We start from the raw sequence: 25147 nt of genomic DNA on the forward strand, positions 1-25147 counted from the left end.
TCATAGGCAATAAGGGGGGATATCAAGGTGGAAGCATATTTAAATTTATTGGCAAAGGACTATGATTCGAGACAAAAGATTATCACAGAGTTGATCAACTTGGAGGCTATTTTGCATTTGCCAAAGGGGACAGAATTATATATTAGTGATATTCATGGTGAATATGAAGGGTTTGATCATATACTAAGAACTTGTGCCGGTAATGTTCAGGAAAAAATCAATGACTGTTTCAAAGATGAGTTGTCCTTAAAGGAACGGCAAAAAATGACAGTATTGATTGCTTACCCAGATATTGTCATGGCGGAACGGACGGTTTTTGAGGTCAAAGATGAGGCGTGGTATCGGCAAACGATTGATCAGTTGTTACAATTATTGATTTTTGTTTCAAGTAAATACACACGTTCAAAAGTCAGAAAGTTACTGCCGGTACAATATGCCTACGTGATTGAAGAGTTGATTTATTCAGATAAGCATCTTCCTGATAAAGAAAATTACTTTTATACAGTATTAGATTATTTGATTGATCTTGCGGAAGGCAAGCAATTTATTATAGCGCTTGCCGACAGTATTCGGACGCTCATCATTGATCATGTTCATATTATTGGGGATATTTACGATAGAGGCACCGGGGCAGATTTGGTTATGGATCGTTTGATGGATAACCATGAGATCGATATTCAATGGGGAAACCATGATATTTTGTGGATGGGCGCTTTTTTTGGATCGAAAGAGTGTCTATTGACCTTACTTAGGATTGCTGCTCGTTATAATTATCTTTTTGATATAGAGAAAGCTTATGGCTTGAATCTCAGACCACTTTTCTTATTCGCCGAAAAGGCATACGATAAAAATTCCCTGTTTCAACCAAAGAAAGACAACAAACCCAAGTTGAAATTATCAGACGATGATTTGACCTTGCTTGAGAAGGTCCACCAGGCGCTCTCCATCATTCAATTCAAGCTTGAGGGACAATTAATCAAGCGTCGGCCAGAATTTGATATGGACCAGTCTAACGTCTTAGAGCACATCAATTACGACCAGCAAACAATAGTAGTTAAAGGCAAGACCTATCAATTAGAGCAACCGTGTTTTCAAACGATTGACCCAATAGATCCTTTGAGATTAACCGAAGAAGAAGAACAAGTAATTCTTAGCCTTTTGGAGTCTTTCCAACATTCAGTTCGTTTAAAAGAACACATTAGCTTCTTGATGGACAAGGGAGGGATGTATCTCAAGTATAATGGTCATCTGTTGTTCCATGGGTGCATTCCAATGCTTGAATCAGGTGAATTCATGCCGTTATCACTGAATGGAAAATCTTATAAAGGCAAAAGTTTACTTGATTTCTTTGATTACCACATTAGAAAGAGTCAACAATCACCTCATATCTCGACTGATTTCTCGACTGATTTGATTTGGTATTGTTGGTGTGGGCCAATTTCGCCATTGTTTGGTAAAGATCGGATGACGACATTTGAACGCTATTTTATAAAGAATAAAGAAACGCATAAAGAAATCGAAAATGTCTATTTCAAGTTTCGGAATCACGAAGAGACGTGTTTGAAGATCCTTTCAGAATTTGGATTGACATTCTCGACTTCAAGAATTCTCAATGGTCATACACCCGTAAAGACCTTGCAAGGAGAATCACCAATCAGAGGGAATGGCTTGTTGTTTGTCATCGATGGAGGATTGTCTAAGGCTTATCAACCAAAGACCGGTATTGCTGGCTACTCTGTTTTGAACAATTCCTATGGTTTCCAGATTGTGACCCATCAACCATTTTTAGGGGTCCCATATATGCTAGAACGTCTGGATGACTCTTCTTCCTTAAAAAAGGTGATTGATCAGATTGATCATCGGCTATTGATTGAAGAGACAACGATTGGAGAAGAGCTTTTACGGCAAAAGCACCAATTATTAGCTTTACTTGCCACTTATCAAAGCTCTCTGGCTTTGAATGAACGTTTTGAGATTGAGTGATTGCTAGCTGTTAACAGCGTGTTAATTTCGTGTTATTAGTCTTAATGGATTGATTAAGTTATTTTAGGGGTTCTCATTTGTTAATCGCCATAAAAGATAATAAGATTAATCTATGTGTCTAAAATTGAAAAAGAGAAAAATTTCTTTTCTTTACAGGCATTAAAATCTTTTGGGGGATTGTTATGGGGAATATATTGCTAGGACTTCTGCCAGCGCTGATGTGGGGAATTCAACCAGTTGTCATGCAAAAAATTGGCGGTAAGGCGACTAACCAACAAATGGGAATGTCGCTGGGGACGTTGCTATTTTCACTGGGCATACTGATTTTTCATCAACCTAATACTTGGACATGGAATCTTGTTTTATCATCCTTTTTATGCGGGTTGGTGTGGTCTTATGGACAAATCAATCAAATCAAGAGTTTCCATCTGATTGGGGTGTCAAAGGCCATGCCGATATCTACTGGGGCACAATTGATTGGGACGGCATTGTTTGGCGTTTTATATTTTGGCGAATGGCAAACAACGATGCAATATGTTTTGGGAATCACCGCGTTAGTGTTGATTATCATCGGTGTCACATGTACCGCTTACCAAGAAAAATCTGGTGAGGACAGCGAAGAGGGTCAAAATATGAAGAAAGGTTTGATCATCTTAGCCCTATCAACAGTTGGGATGGTGTTGTATGCGGTTATTCCGAGAATAGCTGGTATCAATGGTTGGGATGCTGTCTTTCCGCAAGCTGTCGGGATGCTAGTTGGTGCGATAATCCTGTGTCACTTTGAGAAGAAACCAGATATTTGGGGGAAGAAATCCTTTCAAAATATCGCCACTGGGTTGGTGTTTGCTGTAGCTAATATTGGCTTGCTCTTATCGAATGAAGCAAACGGTGTCGCTGTTGGTTTTACCTTATCGCAAATGAATGTGGTTGTGTCGACCTTGGGAGGTTTCTTCTTCCTCCATGAAGTGAAGACGAAAAAGGAACTCTGGATTACCATCGCTGGTTTGGCTCTCGTAGTCATTGGTGGTATCTTGATTGGTCTGACAAAAGCCTAACGCTCTAACCTATAGATGTTAAGTGTAACTGTCTCATCGTTTCGGTGAGACTTTTTTTGACGTTAATAAAGGGTCATTTGTCAGTTATAGTGGTAGTGTAGTGTCAAAAAATTCTGGAAAAAGGAGATCTTTTTCGGAAAAACAGTTGACAATGGTAGACGTGTTGGCCAAACTAATATAAAAGGAAAGAAGGGATCATATGCTGTTTTTCTGGGCAATTATAGGTCTTCCGGTTGCACTTGTTTTAAGTCTGTTACTGACTGATGGAATCATTATGCCAACCCTTTCTTCTTACGATCGTTTGGCTACTATGATCGAACGATTTCGATTCACAGATGAGCTGCTTTGGTTAGTGATAACATTCATTCTATGGAGTTTCTACGTGCAATGGTTACGCGGTAAAGTGAATGTCATTTTGACCTATTGGAGCATTAGTTTTTATCTCTTACTCTTATTTATTGTGTTGTTTACAAAAGCCCCCCGTTATCGGGATTATAATTTAGAACCCTTGTCGTTTGCGGTTAGGAATCGTGCCATATTGACAGAGGCTGCTATGAATCTGCTCTTTTTCATACCTTTAGGGATGCTTTATGGTTTGTTTGCTAAATGGTATGAGATGATTATTATTGCACTAGGGACCATACTAGGTATCGAGGTTTTGCAATATTTATTTTACTTAGGGACCTTCGACGTCAGTGATATTGTTTTGAACTTCGTCGGGTGCGTGATTGGTTATGGTGCTTATTTCTTATTCGCTAAGCGATTTCGTCCGAGAAATGCCACGCAACAGACCCTAGTGGATGCGGATTTAGAGGTAGAAGAGCCAGTTAAAACACGTATAAAACGGTCCCATAAATAAAGGAAAAATTCGACCCTTTATAATGGTGTGATAGCTTCCAAATTCTCATACGTTAAAAATTCTAAGATCATGAAGGCTTTCTATAGTTTATAGAGGGTCTTTTTGTGTGCTGGTGGTGCAGTGTAATAAGTAATAGCGTAATCGGTAATAGGGTCAAACAACAGACAAAAAAGACTCCGTTTAGAACGGAGTCTTTTCTTGCAATATCAATAGTTCTTTACAAAGGGTATTTGTCTCAAGATTATAAGAGTGGTTGACGGCGTTTGCGTACTTTGACACTTAGTTCTAGAGTTCCTCCGGCAGCTGATACGATCTCATCGAGTGTTTTTAAGCTGACATTTTGGTTTCCAGTTTCGATTTTAGCGATATAGGATTGATTCTTGCCACATGCTTTCGCAAGTTCTTGTTGAGTCAATCTTTTTTTATCGCGCAATTCCAATAAAACGTCAGCAGCTAATTGGTTAGCTCTGCTTACTGGAGTGGTTTTACCATTTGGAGTAGTTGTCATAATAGGTCATTCCTTTCCGGTTTTGATGCCGATTTGGTTAGTGGTTTAGGTCATGTTTTCTAAGAGAAACTTTTGTAACATTTAGAATCTTTTTTTGACATCACCCTTGTATTAAATTTATCTTATATCTTTTTATAACATTTTTCAATAAATATAAATTGACAAGTACGTTACAAAAGTAACGAACATGTTTTTGTCAGGTGTCAACTTTGCTGTAAAGTCTTTATAATTCTTTATTTAGTGTTTGTCAATAGGTTTAAACACAATATATTGTGTTAAATTTGAGAAAAACACTTGAAATCGTTCAATTGTATGAGTAAAATAGCTTGTGAAGAAATATTTAAGGAGGAAAAATTGATGGAAGAAACTGTGATAAATGAAGCCCAATATTTGAACACTGATTTGCAGGTTGTTAAACGTGATGGCCGACGGGTCAGTTTCTCCGATCAAAAAATCGAAGCAGCTATTTTAAAGGCAACGAGAGAAAGTGACGTTGACTTAAAGAAAGGGTCAGTTGAGCTGGCGGCCTTGATGTCATCTATCAATGAAGAGATTGCAGACCGATTTCATCAGGATATCAAAATCTATGAGGTCCAAAATATAGTGGAACATGCCTTATTAGAAGCTGGTTTTACGAATCTAGCGGAACGTTATATTGATTATCGGACAAAACGGGATATCGACCGTTCTAAGATGACTGATATCAATTTTACCATCCAAAAATTACTTCATAAAGATAAAACGGTCGTTAATGAGAACGCGAATAAAGATAGTGAGGTCTTTAACACGCAACGTGATTTGACGGCTGGGACAGTGGCAAAGGCAATGGGTTTAAAAATGATGCCGCAGCAAGTGGCAAATGCTCATTTAAAAGGAGATATCCACTATCATGATCTGGACTATCATCCGTATTCACCATTGACTAATTGTTGCCTAATCGATTTTGCAGGAATGCTACGAGATGGGTTCAAGATTGGTAACGCTGATGTGGAGTCACCAAGGTCGATTCAAACAGCAACTGCCCAAATGGCTCAAATCATCGCAAATGTGGCTTCTAGCCAATATGGTGGGTGTTCAGCTGACCGTATTGATCAATTCTTAGCTCCTTATGCAGAACTCAATTACCAAAAGCATTTGAAAGATGCCAAAGAGTGGATTGATCTTCCTGAGCGTCAAAAAGAATTTGCCTATAAAAAGACGAAAAAAGATATTTATGATGCCATGCAATCCTTAGAATACGAAATCAATACCCTTTATTCTTCTCAAGGGCAAACACCCTTTACAACACTAGGTTTTGGACTTGGTGAGTCATGGATTGAAAGAGAAATTCAAAAAGCAATCCTAAAAGTTCGAATCAAGGGGTTGGGGAAAGAGCATCGGACTGCTATTTTTCCAAAATTGATTTTCACTTTAAAACGGGGAACGAACCTAAATCCTGACGATCCAAACTACGATGTCAAACAATTGGCATTAGAGTGTTCCACCAAACGGATGTATCCCGATATCTTATCTTATGATAAAATTGTCGAGTTGACGGGTAGTTTTAAGGTGCCAATGGGTTGTCGTTCTTTCCTCCAAGGTTGGTGGGATGAGGATGGCAACGAAGTTAACGCTGGACGGATGAATTTAGGCGTTGTCACCTTGAATGTGCCACGGATTGCATTAGAAGCACATGGCGATATTAATCGTTTTTGGGACATTCTTGAAGAACGACTGAAAATCGTTAAGGATGCTTTAGTCTACCGCATCAAACGGGTCAAAGAAGCTCATCCAGCAAATGCTCCAATCTTATACGAGTATGGGGCATTTGGAAAACGACTGACGAGAGAAGATTCTGTGGATGAACTTTTCAAGAATAAACGTGCGACAGTCTCTCTAGGCTATATTGGGTTATATGAAGCTGCAACTGCTTTTTATGGTCCAAACTGGGAGCACAATAAAGAGGCAAAGGCATTCACAGTAGGTATCGTGAAGTCCTTAAAAGACCATGCAGATGATTGGGGGAATGAGTATGGCTATCATTTCAGCGTCTATTCAACCCCAAGCGAGAGCTTAACAGACCGTTTTTGCCGTCTGGATACCGAAAAATTTGGAAAGATACCGGACATTACAGACAAAGAGTATTACACAAATTCTTTCCATTATGATGTTAGAAAAAAACCTACACCGTTTGAAAAGATCGATTTTGAAAAAGATTATCCGCAATATTGTTCAGGTGGTTTTATCCACTATTGCGAATATCCAATTATGCGGACTAATCCAAAGGCTCTAGAAGCTGTTTGGGACTTTGCCTATGACCGTATTGGATATTTAGGGACTAATACTCCAATCGACCATTGTTATGAATGTGGCTATGATGGTGAATTTTTACCAACTGAAGTAGGGTTTAAATGCCCAGATTGCGGTAATCATGATCCGAGAACATGTGACGTTGTGAAACGGACCTGTGGTTATCTCGGAAATCCACAAGCGCGTCCAATGGTCCACGGCCGACATGTGGAGATCGCTTCTCGTGTCAAACATATGGATGGTGAAAAAGATGAGAAACCCGAAACCAAAGGAATGGCTCAGTAGTGATTGGAGTCAAGCCAAGATTGCAAGCTATAAGCCATTCAACTTTGTCGATGGTGAAGGGGTTCGTTGTAGTATTTATTTGAGTGGGTGTTTGTTTGCCTGTAAAGGATGCTACAACAAAATTGCCCAAAACTTTAATTACGGCACGCCATATACGCAAGAATTAGAAGATACAATCATTGAGGATTTAGGCCAACCCTATTGCCAAGGATTGACGCTTTTAGGCGGAGAACCTTTCCTGAACACTGGTGTTGCTATCAAATTGTGTCAACGCATCAGAGCAGAATATGGGGGTACCAAAGATATTTGGTCTTGGACAGGCTATACTTACGATGAATTGTTGAAAGAGTCAGAGGATAAGCTTGAATTGCTAGGGTTGATTGATATTTTAGTAGATGGACGGTTTGATATTTCGCGAAAAGATTTGACCTTACAATTTCGTGGAAGCAGTAATCAACGGATTATTGATGTTCCAAAATCTCAAGAAAAAGGCGAAGTCGTTATCTGGGAAGATTGTGTGGATAGCGAGCGGTATTTTAAAGGCTAGCTTAGGCTAGTCTTTTTTAGAACAGTTTACAGAAAATTATGTTTTACTTTCAGGGAACAAGGACTTTTTGATACAGTTCTATATTATACTATAACAGATAGAAAAATGTAGGTGGCTTCACAAAACCATCATTTGGATAACTTCCGTCATCTAGGGAAAATTTACCATTTTTATGAGAAGATTGTATGACATTTCTGACAAAAAAGTGTAATATAAAGGTGTTGAAAAATTACCCAAAAAAAGGAGCGGACAAGTCATGTATTACGTTAAAAATGAACGCAATGGCAAAGAAATATTCGATGCAGCTACTAATTTGGCCATCGAATACTTCTTGTTGAACGAAAAAGTACTTGATGAACCAATCTTGTTATTCTATATCAACAAGAATGCCATCATCATCGGAAAGAACCAAAACACTTATGAAGAAGTTAAACAAGATGCGGTAGATCGATTGGGTGTTGAAGTGGTACGTCGTTTTTCAGGTGGTGGTGCTGTCTATCATGATATGGGAAATATTTGCTTCTGCTTTATCACAAAAGATGATGGCCAAAGTTTTAGAGATTTTGGTAAATTCACCAAACCAGTTATTGAAGCATTGCATGAAATGGGTGCTACTGGAGCAGAATTACAAGGTCGTAATGATTTATTGATCGATGGGAAGAAGTTCTCTGGAAATGCGATGTATTCGAATAACGGACGGTTGACGGCTCATGGGACGTTGATGCTTGATTTGGATGCGGAAGTAACGACTGAAGTCTTGCGTCCAAAACAAGATAAGATTGCTTCTAAGGGGATCAAATCTGTCCGGAGTCGTGTGACCAATATCATGCCTTATCTTGATGACAAGTACAAAGGAATCGATATCTTCAAATTCCGCGAAGAATTGTTAAAACATATTTTCCATACGGATGATGTCAGCACGATCAAAGAGTACAAGTTAACCGATGATGATTGGGAGAAGATCGATGCTTTCAAAGCTAAATATACTGCAAATCCTGATTGGAACTATGGTTCAAATCCCGATTTCGATATTACGAACTCTAAGAGGACGACTGCTGGGCATATTGATTTTAATATTAATGTTTCTCATAACAAAATCAAGGATATCAAGATCAATGGTGATTTCTTTGGATTAGGTGAGATATCTGATGTTGAAAAGATTTTGACAGGTGTTGACTACAACCGTGAAGCATTGACGAAGGCGTTTGATGCAATCGATGTTAAACGGTACTTTGGTAATGTTACTGTTGAAGATTTGGTGGACTTGTTATTGGGTGAAGCCTAACTTTTAAAAACTGGGGAAACTGAGTGATATTGCGTAGGTCAGTTAATAGCTTAGTACAGGTAGTTAATAGAAGAAAAACTTCAGTAAATAATATGGGGTATCAAAAAAAGCAAGGTGGGAGTTGTGACAGAGAACTGTCACAACTCCTTATCTATTTTGACAGGTGTTCATTAATTAAGACAAGTTTTCATTAGTGTACAGTGAATAGAATCGTTTAGATAGTGAGTGTTAATAGATTTAGGTAAGAATCAACAGATTTAGCTAAGGATCAACAGATTTGGATGAAGACCAACAGATTTGGGTTAGTCTAAATAAATTAGGTTAGCGTCAATTGAGTTGTAAACGTGAAGATGAGTAAAAGTAACCTTGTATTACAAAGTGACCTTGTATAATAAGTTGCGCTTCGTTAAAATAACATTATATATTGATTAGAGGGAGCATTACGATGACACAGAAAATTATATTAACAGGGGATCGGCCAACGGGGCAATTGCATTTAGGACATTATGTTGGTTCTCTTAAAAACCGTGTAGCTTTACAAAATACTGGAGAGTATCAGCCCTATATCATGATTGCAGATCAACAAGGGTTAACGGATAACGCCAAAAATCCTGAGAAGATCAGGCAAAATATCTTACAAGTTGGGCTGGATTATCTAGCAGTTGGTCTTGATCCCAAAAAGTCTACGTTATTTATTCAATCTCAAATACCAGCACTAGCTGAATTAACGATGTATTACTTGAATTTAGTAACCGTTAGTCGGATTGAACGTAATCCGACGGTCAAAGCAGAAATCAAACAAAAAAAGTTTGAACGGAGTATTCCAGCTGGTTTCTTTATCTATCCGGTGAGCCAGGCTGCGGATATTACAGCTTTCAAAGCGGACTTGGTGCCGGTTGGGGATGATCAACAACCGATGATTGAGCAAACTAGAGAAATTGTTCATGCGTTTAACAGCACGTATCAAACTGATGTATTAGTTGCGCCAGAGGGTTTGCTTCCTGAAAAGGGATTAGGACGTCTACCTGGGTTAGATGGGAATGCCAAAATGAGTAAGTCACTCAACAATGGGATCTATTTAGCTGATGATGCTGATGTTGTTAAGCAAAAAGTGATGTCAATGTATACTGATCCGAATCATATTAAGGTCAGTGATCCGGGTCAAGTTGAAGGAAATATGGTCTTTACCTATTTAGATGTCTTTGCACCATCTGACCCTGAAGTGGCTAAAATGAAAGAACAGTATGCTAAGGGTGGTTTAGGGGATGTTAAAGTCAAAAAGTATCTCATCGACGTTTTAGATGGGATCTTGTCTCCAATCCGTGAGAGACGGGAAGAGTATGCTAAGGATCCTGCTAGTGTTTATGCTATCTTGAAAGAAGGCAGTGAAGCAGCTAATGTTGTTGCTAGCCAAACACTACACGAAGTAAGAGAAGCTATCGGGTTGAATTACTTTTAGAAACAGCTGATTTTGTGTTTGATGAGCGATTAAAGAGGTGTGTGCACCCTTTTTTGAGAGAAAAATTGCGATGTGGCATCAGTCCCTTATGAAAAGTTTCCGCAAATTTCTGCCTTAAAAATCTAATTGTGAAGAAACTGTGAACAACCTATAAAACGTTGATATAGCAACATATAAGACCTTTTTAGACGAAGTGACTTGACTACATGATACGAACTTAATATAAACTTTAGGAATAATTCACAATTTACCTATCATGTATTACCAAAATAGCGTATAATATAAAATGTAGTAGTAAGATAGTTGTTTTACAAGGAGGGGTTACTATGGTTACAATATTCACATCACCAAGTTGTACATCATGTCGTAAAGCAAAAGCCTGGTTCGAAGAACATGGCATTGCTTATGAGGAACGAAATATTTTTTCGGAGCCGTTGACTAAAGATGAAATCAAAAGGATTTTGCGAATGACCGAAGACGGAACCCACGAAATCATTTCGACACGTTCGAAAGCTTATATGGATTTGAATGTGGACATCGATGCCTTGCCAATGAATAAACTATTCGATTTGATCATTGAACATCCCGGACTTTTAAGACGCCCGATTATGTTAGATGACAAACGTTTCCAAGTCGGCTACAACGAAGATGAAATCAGACGGTTCTTGCCACGTTCAGTGAGAAGAGCTGAATTGGCCGAAGCCGAAAGGTTGTCACTTGAGCTGTCTGCTTCATAATGGAAAAAGCGCCCTGAGGGGCGTTTTTTTTTTACACATAAGTTGAGTTCTCAATAGGGATATATCTCAAGCACATAAGTCTTAATTTTATCCTAATTATAGAGTAGATAAGTCCAATAGACTTGTTATTTTTGAGGAACTGTGTAATATACTATGCACCTGCCATTTTATCGTATTTCAATGACAATGGACTCTGTTCAATTAGCGACTATTCTTGATTTGAAAAATGTGACAAAGTTCCCTATATTTGCTATAGTTAAATTGCATAGATGTTTAGCTACGCAGAAAGGATGATAGTGATGGAAATAGAACATATCAATGAGAAGACGATTCGAGTATCCATCCACAAAGAAGACTTAGAAGCGCGTGGCATTGAATTTTTAGATTTACTAGGTAACCAACAACAAGTTGAAAGTTTCTTCCATAGTATATTGGAGGAAATCGATGAAACTAATGAATTCAGCCAATCAGATAGCGTAACTTTCCAAGTTATACCAAATGGAGAAGGTCTAGATTTACTGATTTCTCAACATGACTTTGAAGATGAAGAAGAAATTGAACAGTACGATGAAAGCTTACAAAGGTTTTTAAAGGCATTTAAAGAGAAAAAACAAAAGACTAAGACTAGCGAGCGACCAAAACCGGTATCGACAGGGAAATCCGCAGATAATTATTATTCTAATCGTGACTATGTTGTATATGTCACTCCTAGTATTGAGGAAATGATTGCGATTGCCCAAGATATTGATGATTCTCAGTTAGATTCTACGCTTTTTGCGGTAGAAGGTGCGTACTTTGTTAGAATCGTCTTTGACCAAGATGGTTTAAATGAAGAACACAAGACAGCTATTGAATTAGTCCTTGGAGAGTATGCGGAACCAAGTCGCCTTTCAGAAGAATGGTTGATTGAACATGCGCAAACGTTAATCGCTAAAGATGCATTAGGTGCATTGAGAAGATACTTTAACTAACTAAGAGCTTGTGGAACAAGCGTTTAGCTTTGAGACAAAAGAGGAGATAGCAGAAAATTTTAAATTTTCGGGCTAGATCGACTTATGATAAAAAAGCTGCTTGAACCACACCGACAAAGAGGTTGTCATAGAAGCGACTAGCTTTGTGTCACAAGGAAGTCCTCCGATCTATTGATCGGGGGGCTTTTTTTCTTTTTTAAACTAATTGCTAGTGTTTTTCGTCAGTTAGTGGGAGGGGTAGGTGGGAGAAAGGTGTTAATTGCTAAGACAGCTTTTGGAAGTTTTAGGCATGCAGATGCAGCAAATGATCGGGAGACGTATTATTGTCCTTATTGTGGTGACGTTGTCATTCTTCGATCTGGTCAGAAAACTAAACGTCATTTTGCACATCGTCCGGTTGAAAGTTCAACTTCTAAAGTCGCCGAATCTTTTGAACATAAGATAGGAAAAATGTGGTTAGCGGACCGGTTTAATGAGATTGGTTATGCTGTGTCTACGGAAGCTGTAGTTAGTGAAGCACAGCGAGCAGATATTCTTGTGTCGACGGCTAAGTCTCATGTTGTCATCGAGTACCAACTCAGTCCAATCAGTCTGAGAGATATTTCTTTGCGATCTGTTGGTTATCGTAGTTTGGGTTTAAATCAATGGTGGTTCGTTGGTCAAGAAGATCTTCCTCCGGTGGCTCCACAGCAAAAGTTATTTCTCTTGATGAGGTATCATGAAAAGCTGGGTTATTATTACTGGGTATTGGATAATAAGCATCTAAGCATAAAACTTGTGTGGGATGTTCGCTTTGCGACAAATGGACGAAAGCTCTTGACTGGTCATGTCGTACGGTATCCAGTTTATTTAGGAGTGCCTACTCTCAATAAAATTCTTCAGTTGACCTTTCTCCAACTTAATAAACTTAATAAACATAAAAATCAAAACATAATTCAAAAACAAAATCATAATCGTAATCAAAATCAAAATCAAAATCAAAAACAAAAACAAAATCAAAAACAAAAACAAAATAAAAAGCAAAATCAAATTGAAAATCAAAGCAACACTAAAAAGCAAAATCAAAACAAAATTCAAAATCAACATCTAAATCAACATCTAAATCAGTATCAAATGAAACATAAAAATCAGCCTCAAAAAATGAAAGACAATAAAAGAAGTATGGATGCCAAGGAAACTGGATACAAAGGGTTTATGTCTACAAAAAGTGACAAGGGTTGTGGTAGTCCTGATCTTTATAAGATGACAATCGCAAGTCGCTCAAAGTCGCGTTTTTGTCGTTATTTCAGGCATTCAAAGCAACCGATTGATAGGTTTCTAGCGGAGTTTTTATATCAAAAAGGAAAGGTGATAGAGGAGTTGAATCCGTTATTCTTTTATCCGCCGCTTTATGAGTTAGGCAGTTCGTATTCTATTGTTTTGTGGCGTGTCGTGATTGAAGTGGATGGTTTGTCTTATGAGAAATTTGGTCGTTTTGTGAAAGACCATGACTCTATCTTAAAACGGGTACCTTTGCCTTTTGTGAGGGAACCTGAGGATAAATGGCTTAAGCGTGTGTGGGAAGGTTGGTCTGCTATAAGGGTTTTAGACCGAAACTTTATGCCTTTTATGGTAGAATAGGGTTATTAATTGAAAGGATGATGCATGCATGTCGAAAGAACAAAATAATAGTAAAATACTTCTTCGTGAAGATGTTCCTGCTGAGTTGACGTGGGATACTACGTTGATTTATCCCAGTGATGAGGCGGCTGAAGCAGCTATTTCTGCCGTGAAAGATAAGAGTGAAAAAATCGAGGGGTTCAAGGGTCATTTAGCGGATGCTTCAGATACCTTAGCAGATGCGATTGAGACGATCTTGGATGTCTATCGTCAGGTTGAAAAGGCTTATGTTTATTCGCACTTAAAATATGATCAAGACACTACCAATACGAAATACCAAGGGTTACAACAACAAGCTTTGAGTGTTTTCACCCAAGTTTCTGGTAGTAGTGCCTTTTTTGAACCTGAAGTTTTAGCAATTCCTCTTGATAAGTTAGAAGGTTTTGTAGCGGAAAACGACCGTTTGAAACCCTATAAGCATTATTTGGATCAATTAACGGTCAATAAAGACCATGTCCTATCTGCGGATCAAGAGACTATTCTCGCAAATGCTGAAGCTGTCTTTTCTGGGGCTAGTCAAACCTATAACATTTTGACGAATGCTGATCTAGATTTGGGAGAAGTGAAGGATGAAGATGGTAATATAGTACCATTGACGCATGGTTTATTTGGCTCTTTGTTACGTTCTAAAAATAGAGAAGTTCGTGAAGAGGTTTATAATCAACTTTATGACCGTTTTGAAAGCATTAAGAATACAACTGCTTCAACCTTAGCAACACATGTCAAAAAGCATAATTTTAATGCGACGACTCGAGGTTATAGCTCGGCACGTCAAGCGAGTCTTGCTCAAAACTTTATACCAGAGTCCGTTTATGAAACACTAGTTGAGGAAGTAAATCGTCATTTACCACTATTACATCGTTATGTTGCCTTGCGTAAGAAAGCATTGAAGCTAGATGAAATCAAGATGAGTGATATGTATGTTCCTCTAAATCCTGACCATGATCAAAAGCTAACTTTTGATGAAGCACGTGATATTGCATTAAAAGCATTAGCGCCTTTTGGGGAAGATTATGTTGAAATCTTGAATGAAGGATTTGCCAATCGTTGGATAGATATCAAAGAAAATAAAGGAAAACGGTCTGGTGCCTATTCTTCAGGCATGTATGATACTGTTCCTTATATTCTGTTGAATTGGCAAGATGATTTTAGCCAATTGTTTACATTAGTCCATGAATTTGGTCACAGTGCGCATTCTTATTACACACGGCATAATCAACCATATGTTTATGGTGATTATCCTATTTTCCTTGCAGAAATCGCATCAACGACTAATGAATGTGTGTTGACGGAACATTTGCTCAATACCGAGACAGATCCAAAAACGCGTTTAGCTGTATTGAATGATTATTTGGATCGTTTCAAGAGTACTGTATTTCGTCAAACGCAGTTCGCTGAGTTTGAACAATATATTCATGCCGCTGATCAAGCTGGTAAACCATTGACAGTTGATTTTCTGTCCGATTACTATGGTGAGTTGAACAAACGTTACTATGGTAATGATGTGACCTATGATGACCACATTAAATACGAATGGTCACGTATTCCACATTTCTACTACAATTTCTATGTTTACCAATACTCGACAGGTTTAGCTGCTGCTACAACTCTTGCTGACAAGATATTGACAGAAGGGGATAGTGCTGTTGAAGCTTATAAGAATTATCTAAAAGCTGGTTCTAGCGACTATCCAATTGATGTGATGAAATCAGCAGGAGTTGATATGACATCTCCAGATTATTTACGTCATGCTTTCAAAGTCTTTGAAAAACGGTTAGATGAATTAGAAGAGTTGTTAGAAGAAGTTGGAAAATAAATCTGTTTCTCTTTTATAGATCTACCATTGAGAAAAAGAACTCATCAGGAGCTAGCTAAAAGCTTGTTCCCAATGAGTTCTTTTCTCTTGTCAGAGTTATAATTATCTCAGTTATGACGATCAGACAGAGTTATGACACCAAAATTAATTTGTTAAAAGCATAAGCTAATTAAAAGCATAGGCTATTAAAAAGCATAAGCAATTAAAGGTACAGGCTGGTTGAAGGCATAAGCTCCTTATATCGCTTGTAGGTCAATTATTACGATTCGTTTGAATGGCGTTGCCATTTTACAGCATGCATGTGATCACCGTGTGTATGCTGTTTCTTTTTACAATTTGTACTGCGAGGTTTATTTTTTTGTTTTACAAGGTTGAGTAAGGCCGCTGTCGTTATCTCGTTTTGAACCATAATGCCATAGTCTTCGCTCAGATTATCAAAGATGACGAGTGATGGCGTTGATGTGATGCCCATTTCTTGTGCAACATGTTGATCTGTTGTATAGGCATCTTTTGTCAATCGACTATAGTGATCTTCTTTAAATTCGGCCAGATCTAGTCCTTCTTTATCAGCCGTTCTGAAGACTAATTCTTCGCTAATAGGTATTTTATCTTGATGCAACGCTCTTTGCAAAGCAAACAAGAACTTCCTACCACGTTTACAGCCTTGCATCATCGCAGCCTTATAAGCTAGTGATACTTGGTAAACTGTCAGATAGAGTTGGTTGCGATAATTAAAGTCACCGTTCTCGATACCAAGACGATGCATATACTCGCTCATCGTCTTGATATTGTGATACGGTAATATCTTATAATTTATTTTACAGGGTGCTTCTGTGATGAAGCGGTTTATCTCTTGCTCAAATTTATAGCATTCGTAACCGATGGGATTTATAAAAAGATATAAATCTAAAACCCTGTTAGGGGGTGCAAAGGACGAAACTTGTAGTTTGTCGACCCGATACATGTCTATCACCTTTCATTGCTATTGTGTTCTATGTTATAAAGGTCATTTAAAATTATGTTTAAACTATTTTGAACTATTTTTGCTCAACAACTACATTGTAGCGAAAAATAGAGGAGATGCCTAACGTTTTGATTCGTGAGACAGGGCTCGTTCTATTTTTGGTGCACTCACAATTCGTGGAATATTGAACTGATGGAGCAAAGCGCTAAATTCTTTTTGTCCTATAGCAAGATCCGTTACTTCATACTCAAGTTCGAAATCTATCGTGTTGTCACTGAAGGTTACTTGGTCAAGAACGAGTAATCCAGTCTGATAGGGGAGCTCGTAGCGTTTAGTTGTCATGGCTGTGACTAAGGGAAATGTGGTAGTTGTGATCTGTTGCTCCAAAAGGGCGTCACCGATTGGCTTTGCTACTGTCAATCGACCAGAATCGATCCAGCTGTATGCCTCATTAACGGATAAGGCAACCGTTGTTTCAGCTTTCTGTAAGGGTCCAACGGCATATTTTAAAGTCATTTCTGCACGTCCTTGATTGATCACTCGGATTCGAAGGGCCATGCCATGGTTCTTTAAGTGGTCATCTTGGTCAAAATAAGCATTGGTCAGTTGAAGAATTCTACCCTCATCTGTTTTAAAATGCGCTAACAATTTGCGGTAATCAGTTTGGGTGAGGGTGTTTTTAAATTCTTGTTCTAATTCACGGTGAATGTTATCTTTAGTAACCATTACTGTTTGGCTCCAATCCATTGGACCTGTCTTCTTACTTACATTTTATCAGTAATTAACGTTATGTGCTAATCATTCGAATATGGTACAATAACACTAGAGTGTAGCTACTCAAAAAGTGGTTAAAAGAGTTGATATAACGCGAAAAACATGAAATGACTTTTGTTTGAAAAAATAAAGCGGTCTACTGCTAGATCGCCCCAACTCATTCTTGATTAAACCTTCTAGATAATCAACTATTGAAGGATTTGTTATGATTATACTGAACTGGATCCATGAGGTCAAAGGTTACATCGTGGACAGTTACTGAAGTAGCCTATTAGCATCTTAGTTAGTATCATAGGTGTTAGAATTTTGATATCAAATGTTTAAGAGGTCACTAGTATCTGTGTAGAAATCACTAGTATCTTGTTATATGAAGAGAGGGATTAGTCGTGGAAAAAGTTACCCCAAACATTGTAGATGATTGGAATGCTTTTCTTGCCCCATATTATCAAGCAGTTTCAGAAATTAAAGTAAAATTAAAAGGGATACGCGAAGAGTATCGACAACAAGAGAAACATGCCCCAATAGAGTTTATTACCGGGCGGGTCAAAACAGTTAATAGTATCATTGAAAAAATGAATGTCCGTCAAATTCCAGTCGATAATTGGATTGAAGAAGTTACCGATATTGGTGGGATTAGAATCATGTGCCAGTTTGTTGAGGATATTTACGAAACTGTGGATTTGCTCAGACAAAGGGGAGATTTTAATATTGTTGTTGAACGTGATTATATCACCCACATGAAAGACAGTGGCTATCGGTCTTATCATATTGTGATTAATTATCCTGTCGAACGAATAGAAGGTCGGCGTGGCGTTTATATCGAGATTCAAATCAGAACACTTGCCATGAATTTTTGGGCGACGATTGAGCACTCACTTAACTATAAGTATGATGGAGATTATCCGGATGCTTTAAGAGATCGTCTGAAAAGAGCAGGCGAGGCTGCCTTTAGTTTGGATAAAGAAATGAGCGAGATCAGGGAAGATATCCAAGAAGCGCAAGATATCTTCCATCATTATAGGCGATAGGCAATAAGTCTATAGGCGGTAAGTTTAAAAAGGCGATATAGCTCATCGTCTTGTCGATGGTTAAAATGAAGTTTTATGGGGGAGTAGACAGCATGAAATTGGCATTTGTCTCAAATGATTCAGAAAAGTCTCAAGGTATAAAGGATTACTTTCAGACCTTGTGTCATATGGGTAGATTTGAAGGGGATGATACTGATCCTGATGTTGTCATCTCAATCGGTGGAGATGGGACCTTGCTATCGGCATTCCATCAGTACCAAGATTGCATCAACCATGTTAAATTTGCTGCGATTCATACGGGTCATTTGGGGTTTTACACGGATTGGGTCGCAGGTGAAGCTGAGCAACTAGCACAGTCGCTGATTAATGATGATCTTGTTAATGTGAGTTATCCATTGTTACAATTGAAAGTTATTCAAGGGGAAAGATCTAGCAGACGTGTGCGTCAAATTCTGTGTTTGAATGAAGCGACGATTAAGCAAGTCACGGCAACTTTTATTTGTGAAGTTTTTATTGGTGATGAATTGTTTGAAACCTTTCGTGGGGACGGTCTTTGTGTGTCTACACCAACTGGCTCTACTGGGATCAACAAATCAATCGGTGGGGCAGTCGTCCATCCTAGCTTGAATGCTCTACAGCTCACGGAGTTTGCCTCCTTGAACAATCGGGTCTTTCGTACATTAAGTTCCCCATTAATTGTTACCCAAGATGAAACGATAACGTTTAGGCCAATCTCTAATGGTCATTCAACTGAGAAGCTTGTCTTGACCTATGACAATTTATTTGAGTCTGCAGAAGAATTGAAGGAACTTTCATTTAAAGTGGCAGATGAGCGGATCCATTTTTTGGGATCCAAGCATAAGCGTTTTTGGAACCGAGTTTCCTACTCCTTCATCGGACCGGTAAAGGGATCAGGACATGAGATTTGAGTGGGTGGTCACAGAGAAAGAAACAAAACTATTGAAGTTTTTCTTGCGTGATCAAGGTGTTTCCAGAAAATTGTTAAGTGCAATCAAAACGCATAATGGTTTCAGCGTCAATGACCTGCCTTGTTTTGCAAATCAAGCTGTGGTATCCGGAGATAGGGTTGCTATCGTGATTCCTGACGAGGAAAGTCATGAGACTGTAGTGCCTGTTAAACGGCCACTTGAGATTTTATATGAAGATAGAGACCTCCTAGTCGTCAATAAGCCTAGAGCATTAGCGACGATACCGAGTCGTCAAAATCCTGAAAGTTCACTGGCAAATTGGATAAAAGGCTACTATGTTTCTAATGGCTATAAAGACCAAGTGATCCATATTGTGACTCGGTTAGATCGTGACACTTCAGGAATCGTACTGATTGCCAAGCACCGCTTTAGTCATCACAGTTGCGACCGCTTATTGCGTGAGTCTCTGATTACGAAGGAATATCGTGCTTTGGTGTGGGACCGGGATAATCGACTACGAGATCATGAGTTGATTGATCTCCCAATTGCTAGGGATAAAGACTCAATCATCACGCGCTGTGTGGCTGAAGATGGCAAGAAAGCTCTAACTGAATACTGGGTTATGAAATCCTTTGGACCAATCAAACTGGTGAAAATTCACTTGCACACGGGACGTACACATCAGATTAGAGTCCATTTTAAAGCACTTGGTTGCCCGTTGGTGGGAGATTCATTATATGGAGGGGCAAAGAATGATGGTATTGATAAGCAGGCTCTCCATTGTCGTAAAATCAGCCTCATCCAACCTTTTAACCAGCAACCCTTGACTATCAAAGCACCATATCCAAGAGATATGTCAGACTGGTTGATGACTAAAGGGTATGATTGTAGTAAGGATGAAGATTAATGACTGAACTATTAGTCAATAAAAGGAACCAGATTGATCACAATTTGTGAACCGAGGTGACTTATGGAAGAACAAAGAGAACAAGAAGAATTACTAAGAGATATTGAAAATAGTTTGCTGTTAGAGGATATCGATACATTTCGTGAGTTATTTTTAAATGCCCATGTCTATGAACAAGCACAGCTTTATCTCGCTTTAAGTGAAAAAGCTAGGCTCGTTCTGTACCATTTCTTATCCCCACAAGAAATAGCAGATATGTTTGAATTGATCGAAGAAGATGATGATGAGGTCATCGATTATCTAAAAGAAATGGATGATCGCTACTTGGCTGTCATGTTGTCTTGTATGTCGACGGATAACGCGGTCGATCTCCTAAAAGAACTAGATCCAAGTGTGGCACATCGTTATTTGCGGTTAATGCCTGATGATTCAGAAGCAGAGATTAGGCGATTATACTACTACAATGAAGAGACTGCCGGGGGCTTAATGACCACGGAGTTCATTGCTATCCAAGCCAATCAAACCGTGCAGAGTGCTTTAACATTGATCAAGAGTTTAGCTCAACAAGCTGAGACAATTTATTACATTTATGTCGTTGACGAAGAACGGACACTTGTTGGTGTCTTGTCTTTGAGGGACTTAATTTTAAACGATGATGACACGATGATTCATGAGGCAATGGTGGATCGGATTGTCAGTGTATCAGTCAATGAAGACCAAAAACAGGTGGCTCAAACGGTTCGAGATTATGACTTCTTGGCCTTACCTGTAGTTGGCGACTCAAACGAAATGCTTGGCATCATCACTGTCGACGATGTCATGGATGTTATGGCGGAAGAAGCTAGTAGTGACTACTCTGGGTTGGCCGCAGTCGATGTTGACGATACGCCTTTAAATCCCTTTGTAGCTGCTACAAAACGGCTGCCATGGCTAATCACATTATTATTCCTGGGAATGGGAACGTCAACGCTGATTAGTCAATATGAGGGTATTATTGCGCAAGCAAGTGTCTTATCTGTATTCGTTACCCTTATCACTGGTACGGCGGGTAATGCTGGTACGCAGTCTCTAGCGGTTGCCGTCAGACAACTCAGCCAAAAAGATGAGGACCAGACGAGTGTTTGGGCTATCTTTGGTCGTGAATTAGCTACTGGTGTCGTGACGGGTGCAGTAACGGGACTGACTATTATGATCGTCGTTTCTACCTGGCAACATAATATTGTGTTAGGTAGTATTGTTGGGATAGCCATGTTATGTGCTATTACAGTTGCCATCTTGGCTGGGAGTTTCATCCCACTATTAATGGCTAAAATAGGGGTAGATCCAGCGGTTGCCTCTGGTCCATTTATTACGACCTTGTCAGATTTGACTAGCGTACTCATTTATTTTTCAATCGCAAGTATATTCTTGGCATCATTTACGAATTAGGAATAAGAAAGTATAGCTGATATAGTTGATAGAGCTATCATCAAAGCCTCAAAAAGCCATTGTGCTTTTTGAGGTTATTTTAGCTTTATTAGCTAAAATAAAGCTAGTTGGTCGACTTTTTGGTGTCTTATGGAAAAATACAAAAGCACATTCACAAGATGGGTCTAAATATCACTATAAACTAATATTGTGAATTATCCAATAAGATTTGTGAATGATTCACTTATCTATGAAAACAGGTGAAAAATACTGCTACATATGGGCATGTAAGTTGTGAGGCTGTTCACATTTATCGTGCGATAGTGAACAATGTGAAAGCCTTTGCAATCGTTGATTTAATCATGTTATACTGGGTTCAACAGACAGATGTTCTGTAACTTTATAACCCCAAAAATAGATTAAATTAGAGGAGGATAACATGAAAGTAGTAGTGATCGGATGTACACATGCTGGTACATCAGCCGTTAAAACGGTATTAGCAGACCACCCAGATGCAGAGGTAAAAGTTTATGAACGTAACGATAATGTGTCATTTTTATCTTGTGGTATCGCATTATATGTTGGAGGTGTCGTAAAAGACCCACAAGGCTTGTTCTATTCTAGTCCTAAGGAATTGACAGAATTAGGGGCAGATGTTCACATGGAACATGATGTGACTGCAGTAGACACTGAGCAAAAACAAATTACAGTCCGCAATATCAAAACGGACGAAGTATTCACAGAATCATATGACAAGTTAGTATTAACGATTGGCTCATGGCCAATTATTCCACCGATTGCAGGTCTTGATCTAGACAATGTCCAATTGTGTAAAAACTATAATCAAGCCAAAGAAATCTTTGAGAAGAAAAATGATAAGAAGAAAATCGTTGTAGTCGGTGGCGGTTATATCGGTATCGAGTTAGTCGAAGCGTTTGCTAATGAAGGGCGTGAAGTGACTCTGATCGATGGTTTGGATCGTATCTTAAATAAATATTTGGATCCAGAATTCACTGACATCTTAACAGATGAGTTGAAAGACCATGGTGTTAAAGTTCAATTAAACGAAATGGTCAAAGGTTTTTATGGTGAAGATGGTAAGGTCTCTAAGGTTGTGACATCAGAAGGCGAATACGAAGCCGACATGGTGATTATGTGTGTAGGATTTAGACCGAATACTGAATTAGTGAAAGGTCAAGTCGACATGTTACCAAATGGAGCGATTATCGTTGATGACTACATGCGTACAAGTGTTCCAGATGTATTTGCAGCGGGAGATAGCTGTGCTGTTAACTATAATCCAAATGGTGGACATGCTTATATTCCATTAGCAACTAATGCAGTGCGAATGGGAATGTTAGTTGGTAAAAACATTGATGGTGAAAACTTGCGCTACCGTGGAACACAATCAACATCAGGACTTCATTTGTTTGGCTACAACATTGGCTCAACTGGTGTTAATGATGCCTCAGCTAAGTTCTTTGGTTTAGACACGCATTCTGTTTATGTAGAAGACTTCTACCGTCCTGAGTTTATGCCAGATAATGAAAAATTATACATGAAATTAGTGTATGAGGTAGGAACTCACCGCATCGTAGGTGGTCAAATCATGTCGAAGTATGACTGTACTGCTTCAGCAAATACCTTGTCTGTCTTTATCCAAGCTAAGATGACGATTGAAGATCTTGCCTTGACAGATTTCTTCTTCCAACCAGTGTTTGACCGTCCTTGGAACTACTTGAATATCTTGGGACAAGCTGCAATGGCAAAAGAACAATCTCTAGAAAAAGAGGCAGTTGCTAAATAATAGCCTGTGCAAACTACCATTAAGAAAACGACAACTAAAGAGAACAAGAACTGAATAGCATGAAGGAACACTACTGACACTACTGAATAGTAGAAGAGTACAACCTGCTATGGGCTACGACATGCGTTTGTCGTAGCTCTTTTTTCATGCTAATATAAGGCGATGTGAGTTGTTGTAGGAGGAAAAAGAATGAAAGATATAAAAGAAGCTGTCTCAAAGCGAAAGACATTTGCTATTATTTCCCATCCGGATGCTGGTAAAACAACCATTACAGAACGGTTATTGTTTTATAGTGGTGCGATCCGTCAAGCAGGGACGGTCAAGGGAAAGAAAACTGGTAAGTTTGCGAAGTCTGACTGGATGGCAATTGAAAAACAACGTGGAATCTCTGTTACTAGTTCAGTGATGCAAGTGGACTATGATGGGTTTCAAGTTAATATCGTGGATACCCCAGGACATGAGGATTTCTCAGAAGATACCTATCGGACCTTGATGGCGGTCGATAGTGCAGTCATGGTAATTGATTCGGCTAAAGGGATCGAACCACAAACAAAGAAGTTGTTTGAAGTCTGTGCTAGACGTGGGATACCTATTTTTACCTTTATCAATAAAATGGACCGAGATGGCCGTGAGCCACTTGATTTGGTTAGTGAGTTAGAAGATGTTTTAGGAATCTCAGCATATCCAATGAACTGGCCTATGGGGATGGGCAAGAGCTTTTTAGGGTTATATGATCTTCACAACTACCGTGTGGAACTAAATCATCCTGAAGAAGCAGATGGTCATGATTTTTTACCACTTGATGAAGAAGGCGAAGTTGTAGGAGACTATCCCTTTAAACAAACGAGCGTTTATACCCAAGCCATGGAAGATGCAACTTTATTGAATGAAGCAGGAAATGTGTTTGATGAAGAAGCTATAAGAAAAGGACAGTTGACACCAGTGTTCTTTGGGTCAGCCTTGACTGGATTTGGAGTCCAAACGTTTTTAGATGCTTTTGTTGACTACGCACCAAGTCCAAGTAGTCATAAAACTGAAGAGGGTGGAATCATTGAACCAGATGATGAAAGGTTCACTGGCTTTATTTTCAAGATCCAAGCGAATATGAACCCCGCACATCGTGATCGGATTGCCTTTGTCCGTATTTGCTCTGGCGAATTCGAACCAGGTATGTCTGTGACTTTGAACAGAACTGGAAAAAGCATCAAATTATCTCACACGACACAGTTTATGGCGGATAGTCGGGAACAAGTCGATAATGCAGTAGCAGGAGACATCATTGGGCTTTATGACACAGGAAACTTTCAAATAGGAGATACGATCTATTCAGGGAAAGAAGCTCTAGCATTTGAGCCCCTTCCGCAGTTTACCCCAGAAATATTTAACCGTGTGGCGGCTAAGAATGTCATGAAACAAAAATCCTTCCATAAAGGAATTGAGCAATTGATGCAAGAAGGAGCAATCCAACTGTATAAGACCTACCATACTAACGAGTACATTCTAGGGGCAGTGGGTCAACTTCAATTTGAAGTGTTCCAATTTAGGATGAAGCATGAGTATAATGCTGAAGTGATGCTCACGCCAATGGGTAGTCGTATTGCTCGATGGATTGATCCAGAACAGTTGGATCCAAAAATGTCATCAGGACGGAATCTGTTGACGAAAGATCGATTTGACCAACCTGTATTCCTGTTTGAAAATCAATTTGCCTTGCAGTGGTTCGTTGACAAACACCCTGATGTGAAACTGAGCCAATTATTCTAAAAAAAGAGGTTGTTCAAAAAGCGCTTAGCTTCGAGCCATAAGACAAGCTAGCTTGAGAATTTTTAATTCTTAGCGAGATTGACTTATGGATGAAGGAGCTGCTTTTTGAACACC

The 25147-nt window shown here is 38.9% G+C and carries 20 protein-coding genes; 17 read left to right on the forward strand and 3 right to left on the reverse strand.

All coding sequences use genetic code 11. The features are described 5' to 3' along the window. The first annotated feature begins 27 nt into the window (after positions 1 to 27). From H541_RS11675 to H541_RS11680, 3 genes are all read left to right on the forward strand, one after another. Positions 28 to 1983 carry a fructose-bisphosphatase class III gene (locus H541_RS11675; RefSeq protein ID WP_022796332.1) on the forward strand — a complete coding sequence of 652 codons (1956 nt, stop codon included), beginning with the start codon at positions 28 to 30 and terminating at the stop codon, positions 1981 to 1983. 182 nt (positions 1984 to 2165) lie between these two features. After that, positions 2166 to 3038, forward strand: coding sequence for a GRP family sugar transporter (locus tag H541_RS0105505; RefSeq protein ID WP_022796333.1), 873 nt, complete (start codon positions 2166 to 2168; stop codon positions 3036 to 3038). 199 nt (positions 3039 to 3237) lie between these two features. Continuing rightward, positions 3238 to 3897: a VanZ family protein gene (locus H541_RS11680; RefSeq protein ID WP_022796334.1), complete on the forward strand. Its 660-nt coding sequence runs from the start codon at positions 3238 to 3240 to the stop codon at positions 3895 to 3897. Between the two features lie 241 nt (positions 3898 to 4138). On the opposite strand, the gene H541_RS11685 is transcribed toward H541_RS11680, so the two are convergent. Then, a complete protein-coding gene (locus H541_RS11685; protein ID WP_022796335.1) occupies positions 4139 to 4405 on the reverse strand; it encodes a helix-turn-helix transcriptional regulator in 267 nt (88 codons plus the stop codon). A gap of 357 nt (positions 4406 to 4762) precedes the next feature. Here H541_RS11685 and nrdD point away from each other — a divergent pair, with 357 nt between their 5' ends. From nrdD to pepF, 8 genes are all read left to right on the forward strand, one after another. Next, positions 4763 to 6979, forward strand: a complete 2217-nt coding sequence (gene nrdD / locus H541_RS11690) for an anaerobic ribonucleoside-triphosphate reductase (protein ID WP_022796336.1) — start codon at positions 4763 to 4765, stop codon at positions 6977 to 6979. Next, positions 6945 to 7526, forward strand: coding sequence for an anaerobic ribonucleoside-triphosphate reductase activating protein (gene nrdG, locus H541_RS11695; RefSeq protein ID WP_022796337.1), 582 nt, complete (start codon positions 6945 to 6947; stop codon positions 7524 to 7526). Before nrdD ends, nrdG begins: the two co-directional genes overlap by 35 nt. Positions 7527 to 7782: 256 nt before the next feature. Further along, positions 7783 to 8811 carry a lipoate--protein ligase gene (locus tag H541_RS0105530; RefSeq protein WP_022796338.1) on the forward strand — a complete coding sequence of 343 codons (1029 nt, stop codon included), beginning with the start codon at positions 7783 to 7785 and terminating at the stop codon, positions 8809 to 8811. 445 nt (positions 8812 to 9256) lie between these two features. Next, on the forward strand, positions 9257 to 10270 hold the full coding sequence (gene trpS, locus H541_RS0105535; RefSeq protein ID WP_022796339.1) for a tryptophan--tRNA ligase: 1014 nt from the start codon (positions 9257 to 9259) through the stop codon (positions 10268 to 10270). A 326-nt stretch (positions 10271 to 10596) separates the two neighbouring features. Next, positions 10597 to 11007 carry a transcriptional regulator SpxA gene (spxA, locus tag H541_RS0105540; protein ID WP_022796340.1) on the forward strand — a complete coding sequence of 137 codons (411 nt, stop codon included), beginning with the start codon at positions 10597 to 10599 and terminating at the stop codon, positions 11005 to 11007. A 299-nt stretch (positions 11008 to 11306) separates the two neighbouring features. Continuing rightward, positions 11307 to 11978, forward strand: coding sequence for an adaptor protein MecA (locus tag H541_RS0105545; RefSeq protein WP_022796341.1), 672 nt, complete (start codon positions 11307 to 11309; stop codon positions 11976 to 11978). Between the two features lie 252 nt (positions 11979 to 12230). After that, positions 12231 to 13598: a competence protein CoiA gene (locus H541_RS0105550; protein ID WP_022796342.1), complete on the forward strand. Its 1368-nt coding sequence runs from the start codon at positions 12231 to 12233 to the stop codon at positions 13596 to 13598. Positions 13599 to 13626: 28 nt separating this feature from the next. Further along, positions 13627 to 15453, forward strand: a complete 1827-nt coding sequence (gene pepF / locus H541_RS0105555; RefSeq protein ID WP_022796343.1) for an oligoendopeptidase F — start codon at positions 13627 to 13629, stop codon at positions 15451 to 15453. Positions 15454 to 15712: 259 nt separating this feature from the next. Here pepF and H541_RS11700 read toward each other — a convergent pair whose 3' ends face one another. Both H541_RS11700 and H541_RS0105565 read right to left on the reverse strand, forming a co-directional pair. Beyond that, positions 15713 to 16417 (reverse strand): DsbA family protein, encoded by a 705-nt coding sequence (locus tag H541_RS11700; RefSeq protein WP_022796344.1) that lies wholly within the window; start codon positions 16415 to 16417, stop codon positions 15713 to 15715. Positions 16418 to 16537: 120 nt separating this feature from the next. Continuing rightward, positions 16538 to 17143, reverse strand: a complete 606-nt coding sequence (locus tag H541_RS0105565; protein ID WP_033420806.1) for a CYTH domain-containing protein — start codon at positions 17141 to 17143, stop codon at positions 16538 to 16540. A gap of 455 nt (positions 17144 to 17598) precedes the next feature. Here H541_RS0105565 and yjbM point away from each other — a divergent pair, with 455 nt between their 5' ends. From yjbM to H541_RS0105600, 6 genes are all read left to right on the forward strand, one after another. Next, positions 17599 to 18219 carry a GTP diphosphokinase gene (gene yjbM, locus H541_RS0105570; RefSeq protein WP_026501649.1) on the forward strand — a complete coding sequence of 207 codons (621 nt, stop codon included), beginning with the start codon at positions 17599 to 17601 and terminating at the stop codon, positions 18217 to 18219. A 92-nt stretch (positions 18220 to 18311) separates the two neighbouring features. After that, positions 18312 to 19148, forward strand: a complete 837-nt coding sequence (locus H541_RS0105575; protein ID WP_022796347.1) for an NAD kinase — start codon at positions 18312 to 18314, stop codon at positions 19146 to 19148. Continuing rightward, positions 19138 to 20055, forward strand: a complete 918-nt coding sequence (locus tag H541_RS11705) for an RluA family pseudouridine synthase (RefSeq protein WP_022796348.1) — start codon at positions 19138 to 19140, stop codon at positions 20053 to 20055. The genes H541_RS0105575 and H541_RS11705 overlap by 11 nt, the downstream gene beginning before the upstream one ends. A gap of 63 nt (positions 20056 to 20118) precedes the next feature. Further along, positions 20119 to 21483 (forward strand): magnesium transporter, encoded by a 1365-nt coding sequence (mgtE, locus tag H541_RS0105585; protein ID WP_022796349.1) that lies wholly within the window; start codon positions 20119 to 20121, stop codon positions 21481 to 21483. Positions 21484 to 21901: 418 nt separating this feature from the next. Further along, a complete protein-coding gene (locus tag H541_RS0105595) occupies positions 21902 to 23269 on the forward strand; it encodes an FAD-dependent oxidoreductase (protein WP_022796350.1) in 1368 nt (455 codons plus the stop codon). Between the two features lie 189 nt (positions 23270 to 23458). After that, the gene (locus H541_RS0105600) at positions 23459 to 25033 is read left to right on the forward strand and encodes a peptide chain release factor 3 (protein ID WP_022796351.1); all 1575 of its coding nucleotides are present in this window, start codon (positions 23459 to 23461) and stop codon (positions 25031 to 25033) included. Positions 25034 to 25147 lie beyond the last annotated feature (114 nt).

Source organism: Bavariicoccus seileri WCC 4188 (assembly GCF_000421665.1).
Lineage (GTDB): Bacteria > Bacillota > Bacilli > Lactobacillales > Aerococcaceae > Bavariicoccus > Bavariicoccus seileri.

What these genes read in the sequence shown, in the direction of transcription:
- H541_RS0105600 (WP_022796351.1), top strand. Translation starts at nt 23,459, where the DNA reads ATGAAAGATATAAAAGAAGCTGTCTCAAAGCGAAAGACATTTGCTATT.
- H541_RS11705 (WP_022796348.1), top strand. Translation starts at nt 19,138, where the DNA reads ATGAGATTTGAGTGGGTGGTCACAGAGAAAGAAACAAAACTATTGAAG.
- H541_RS0105595 (WP_022796350.1), top strand. Translation starts at nt 21,902, where the DNA reads ATGAAAGTAGTAGTGATCGGATGTACACATGCTGGTACATCAGCCGTT.
- H541_RS0105530 (WP_022796338.1), top strand. Translation starts at nt 7,783, where the DNA reads ATGTATTACGTTAAAAATGAACGCAATGGCAAAGAAATATTCGATGCA.
- H541_RS0105505 (WP_022796333.1), top strand. Translation starts at nt 2,166, where the DNA reads ATGGGGAATATATTGCTAGGACTTCTGCCAGCGCTGATGTGGGGAATT.
- H541_RS11680 (WP_022796334.1), top strand. Translation starts at nt 3,238, where the DNA reads ATGCTGTTTTTCTGGGCAATTATAGGTCTTCCGGTTGCACTTGTTTTA.
- nrdD (WP_022796336.1), top strand. Translation starts at nt 4,763, where the DNA reads ATGGAAGAAACTGTGATAAATGAAGCCCAATATTTGAACACTGATTTG.
- H541_RS0105565 (WP_033420806.1), bottom strand. Translation starts at nt 17,143, where the DNA reads ATGGTTACTAAAGATAACATTCACCGTGAATTAGAACAAGAATTTAAA.
- H541_RS11685 (WP_022796335.1), bottom strand. Translation starts at nt 4,405, where the DNA reads ATGACAACTACTCCAAATGGTAAAACCACTCCAGTAAGCAGAGCTAAC.
- mgtE (WP_022796349.1), top strand. Translation starts at nt 20,119, where the DNA reads ATGGAAGAACAAAGAGAACAAGAAGAATTACTAAGAGATATTGAAAAT.
- H541_RS0105545 (WP_022796341.1), top strand. Translation starts at nt 11,307, where the DNA reads ATGGAAATAGAACATATCAATGAGAAGACGATTCGAGTATCCATCCAC.
- nrdG (WP_022796337.1), top strand. Translation starts at nt 6,945, where the DNA reads ATGAGAAACCCGAAACCAAAGGAATGGCTCAGTAGTGATTGGAGTCAA.
- H541_RS11700 (WP_022796344.1), bottom strand. Translation starts at nt 16,417, where the DNA reads ATGTATCGGGTCGACAAACTACAAGTTTCGTCCTTTGCACCCCCTAAC.
- pepF (WP_022796343.1), top strand. Translation starts at nt 13,627, where the DNA reads ATGTCGAAAGAACAAAATAATAGTAAAATACTTCTTCGTGAAGATGTT.
- trpS (WP_022796339.1), top strand. Translation starts at nt 9,257, where the DNA reads ATGACACAGAAAATTATATTAACAGGGGATCGGCCAACGGGGCAATTG.
- H541_RS0105575 (WP_022796347.1), top strand. Translation starts at nt 18,312, where the DNA reads ATGAAATTGGCATTTGTCTCAAATGATTCAGAAAAGTCTCAAGGTATA.
- spxA (WP_022796340.1), top strand. Translation starts at nt 10,597, where the DNA reads ATGGTTACAATATTCACATCACCAAGTTGTACATCATGTCGTAAAGCA.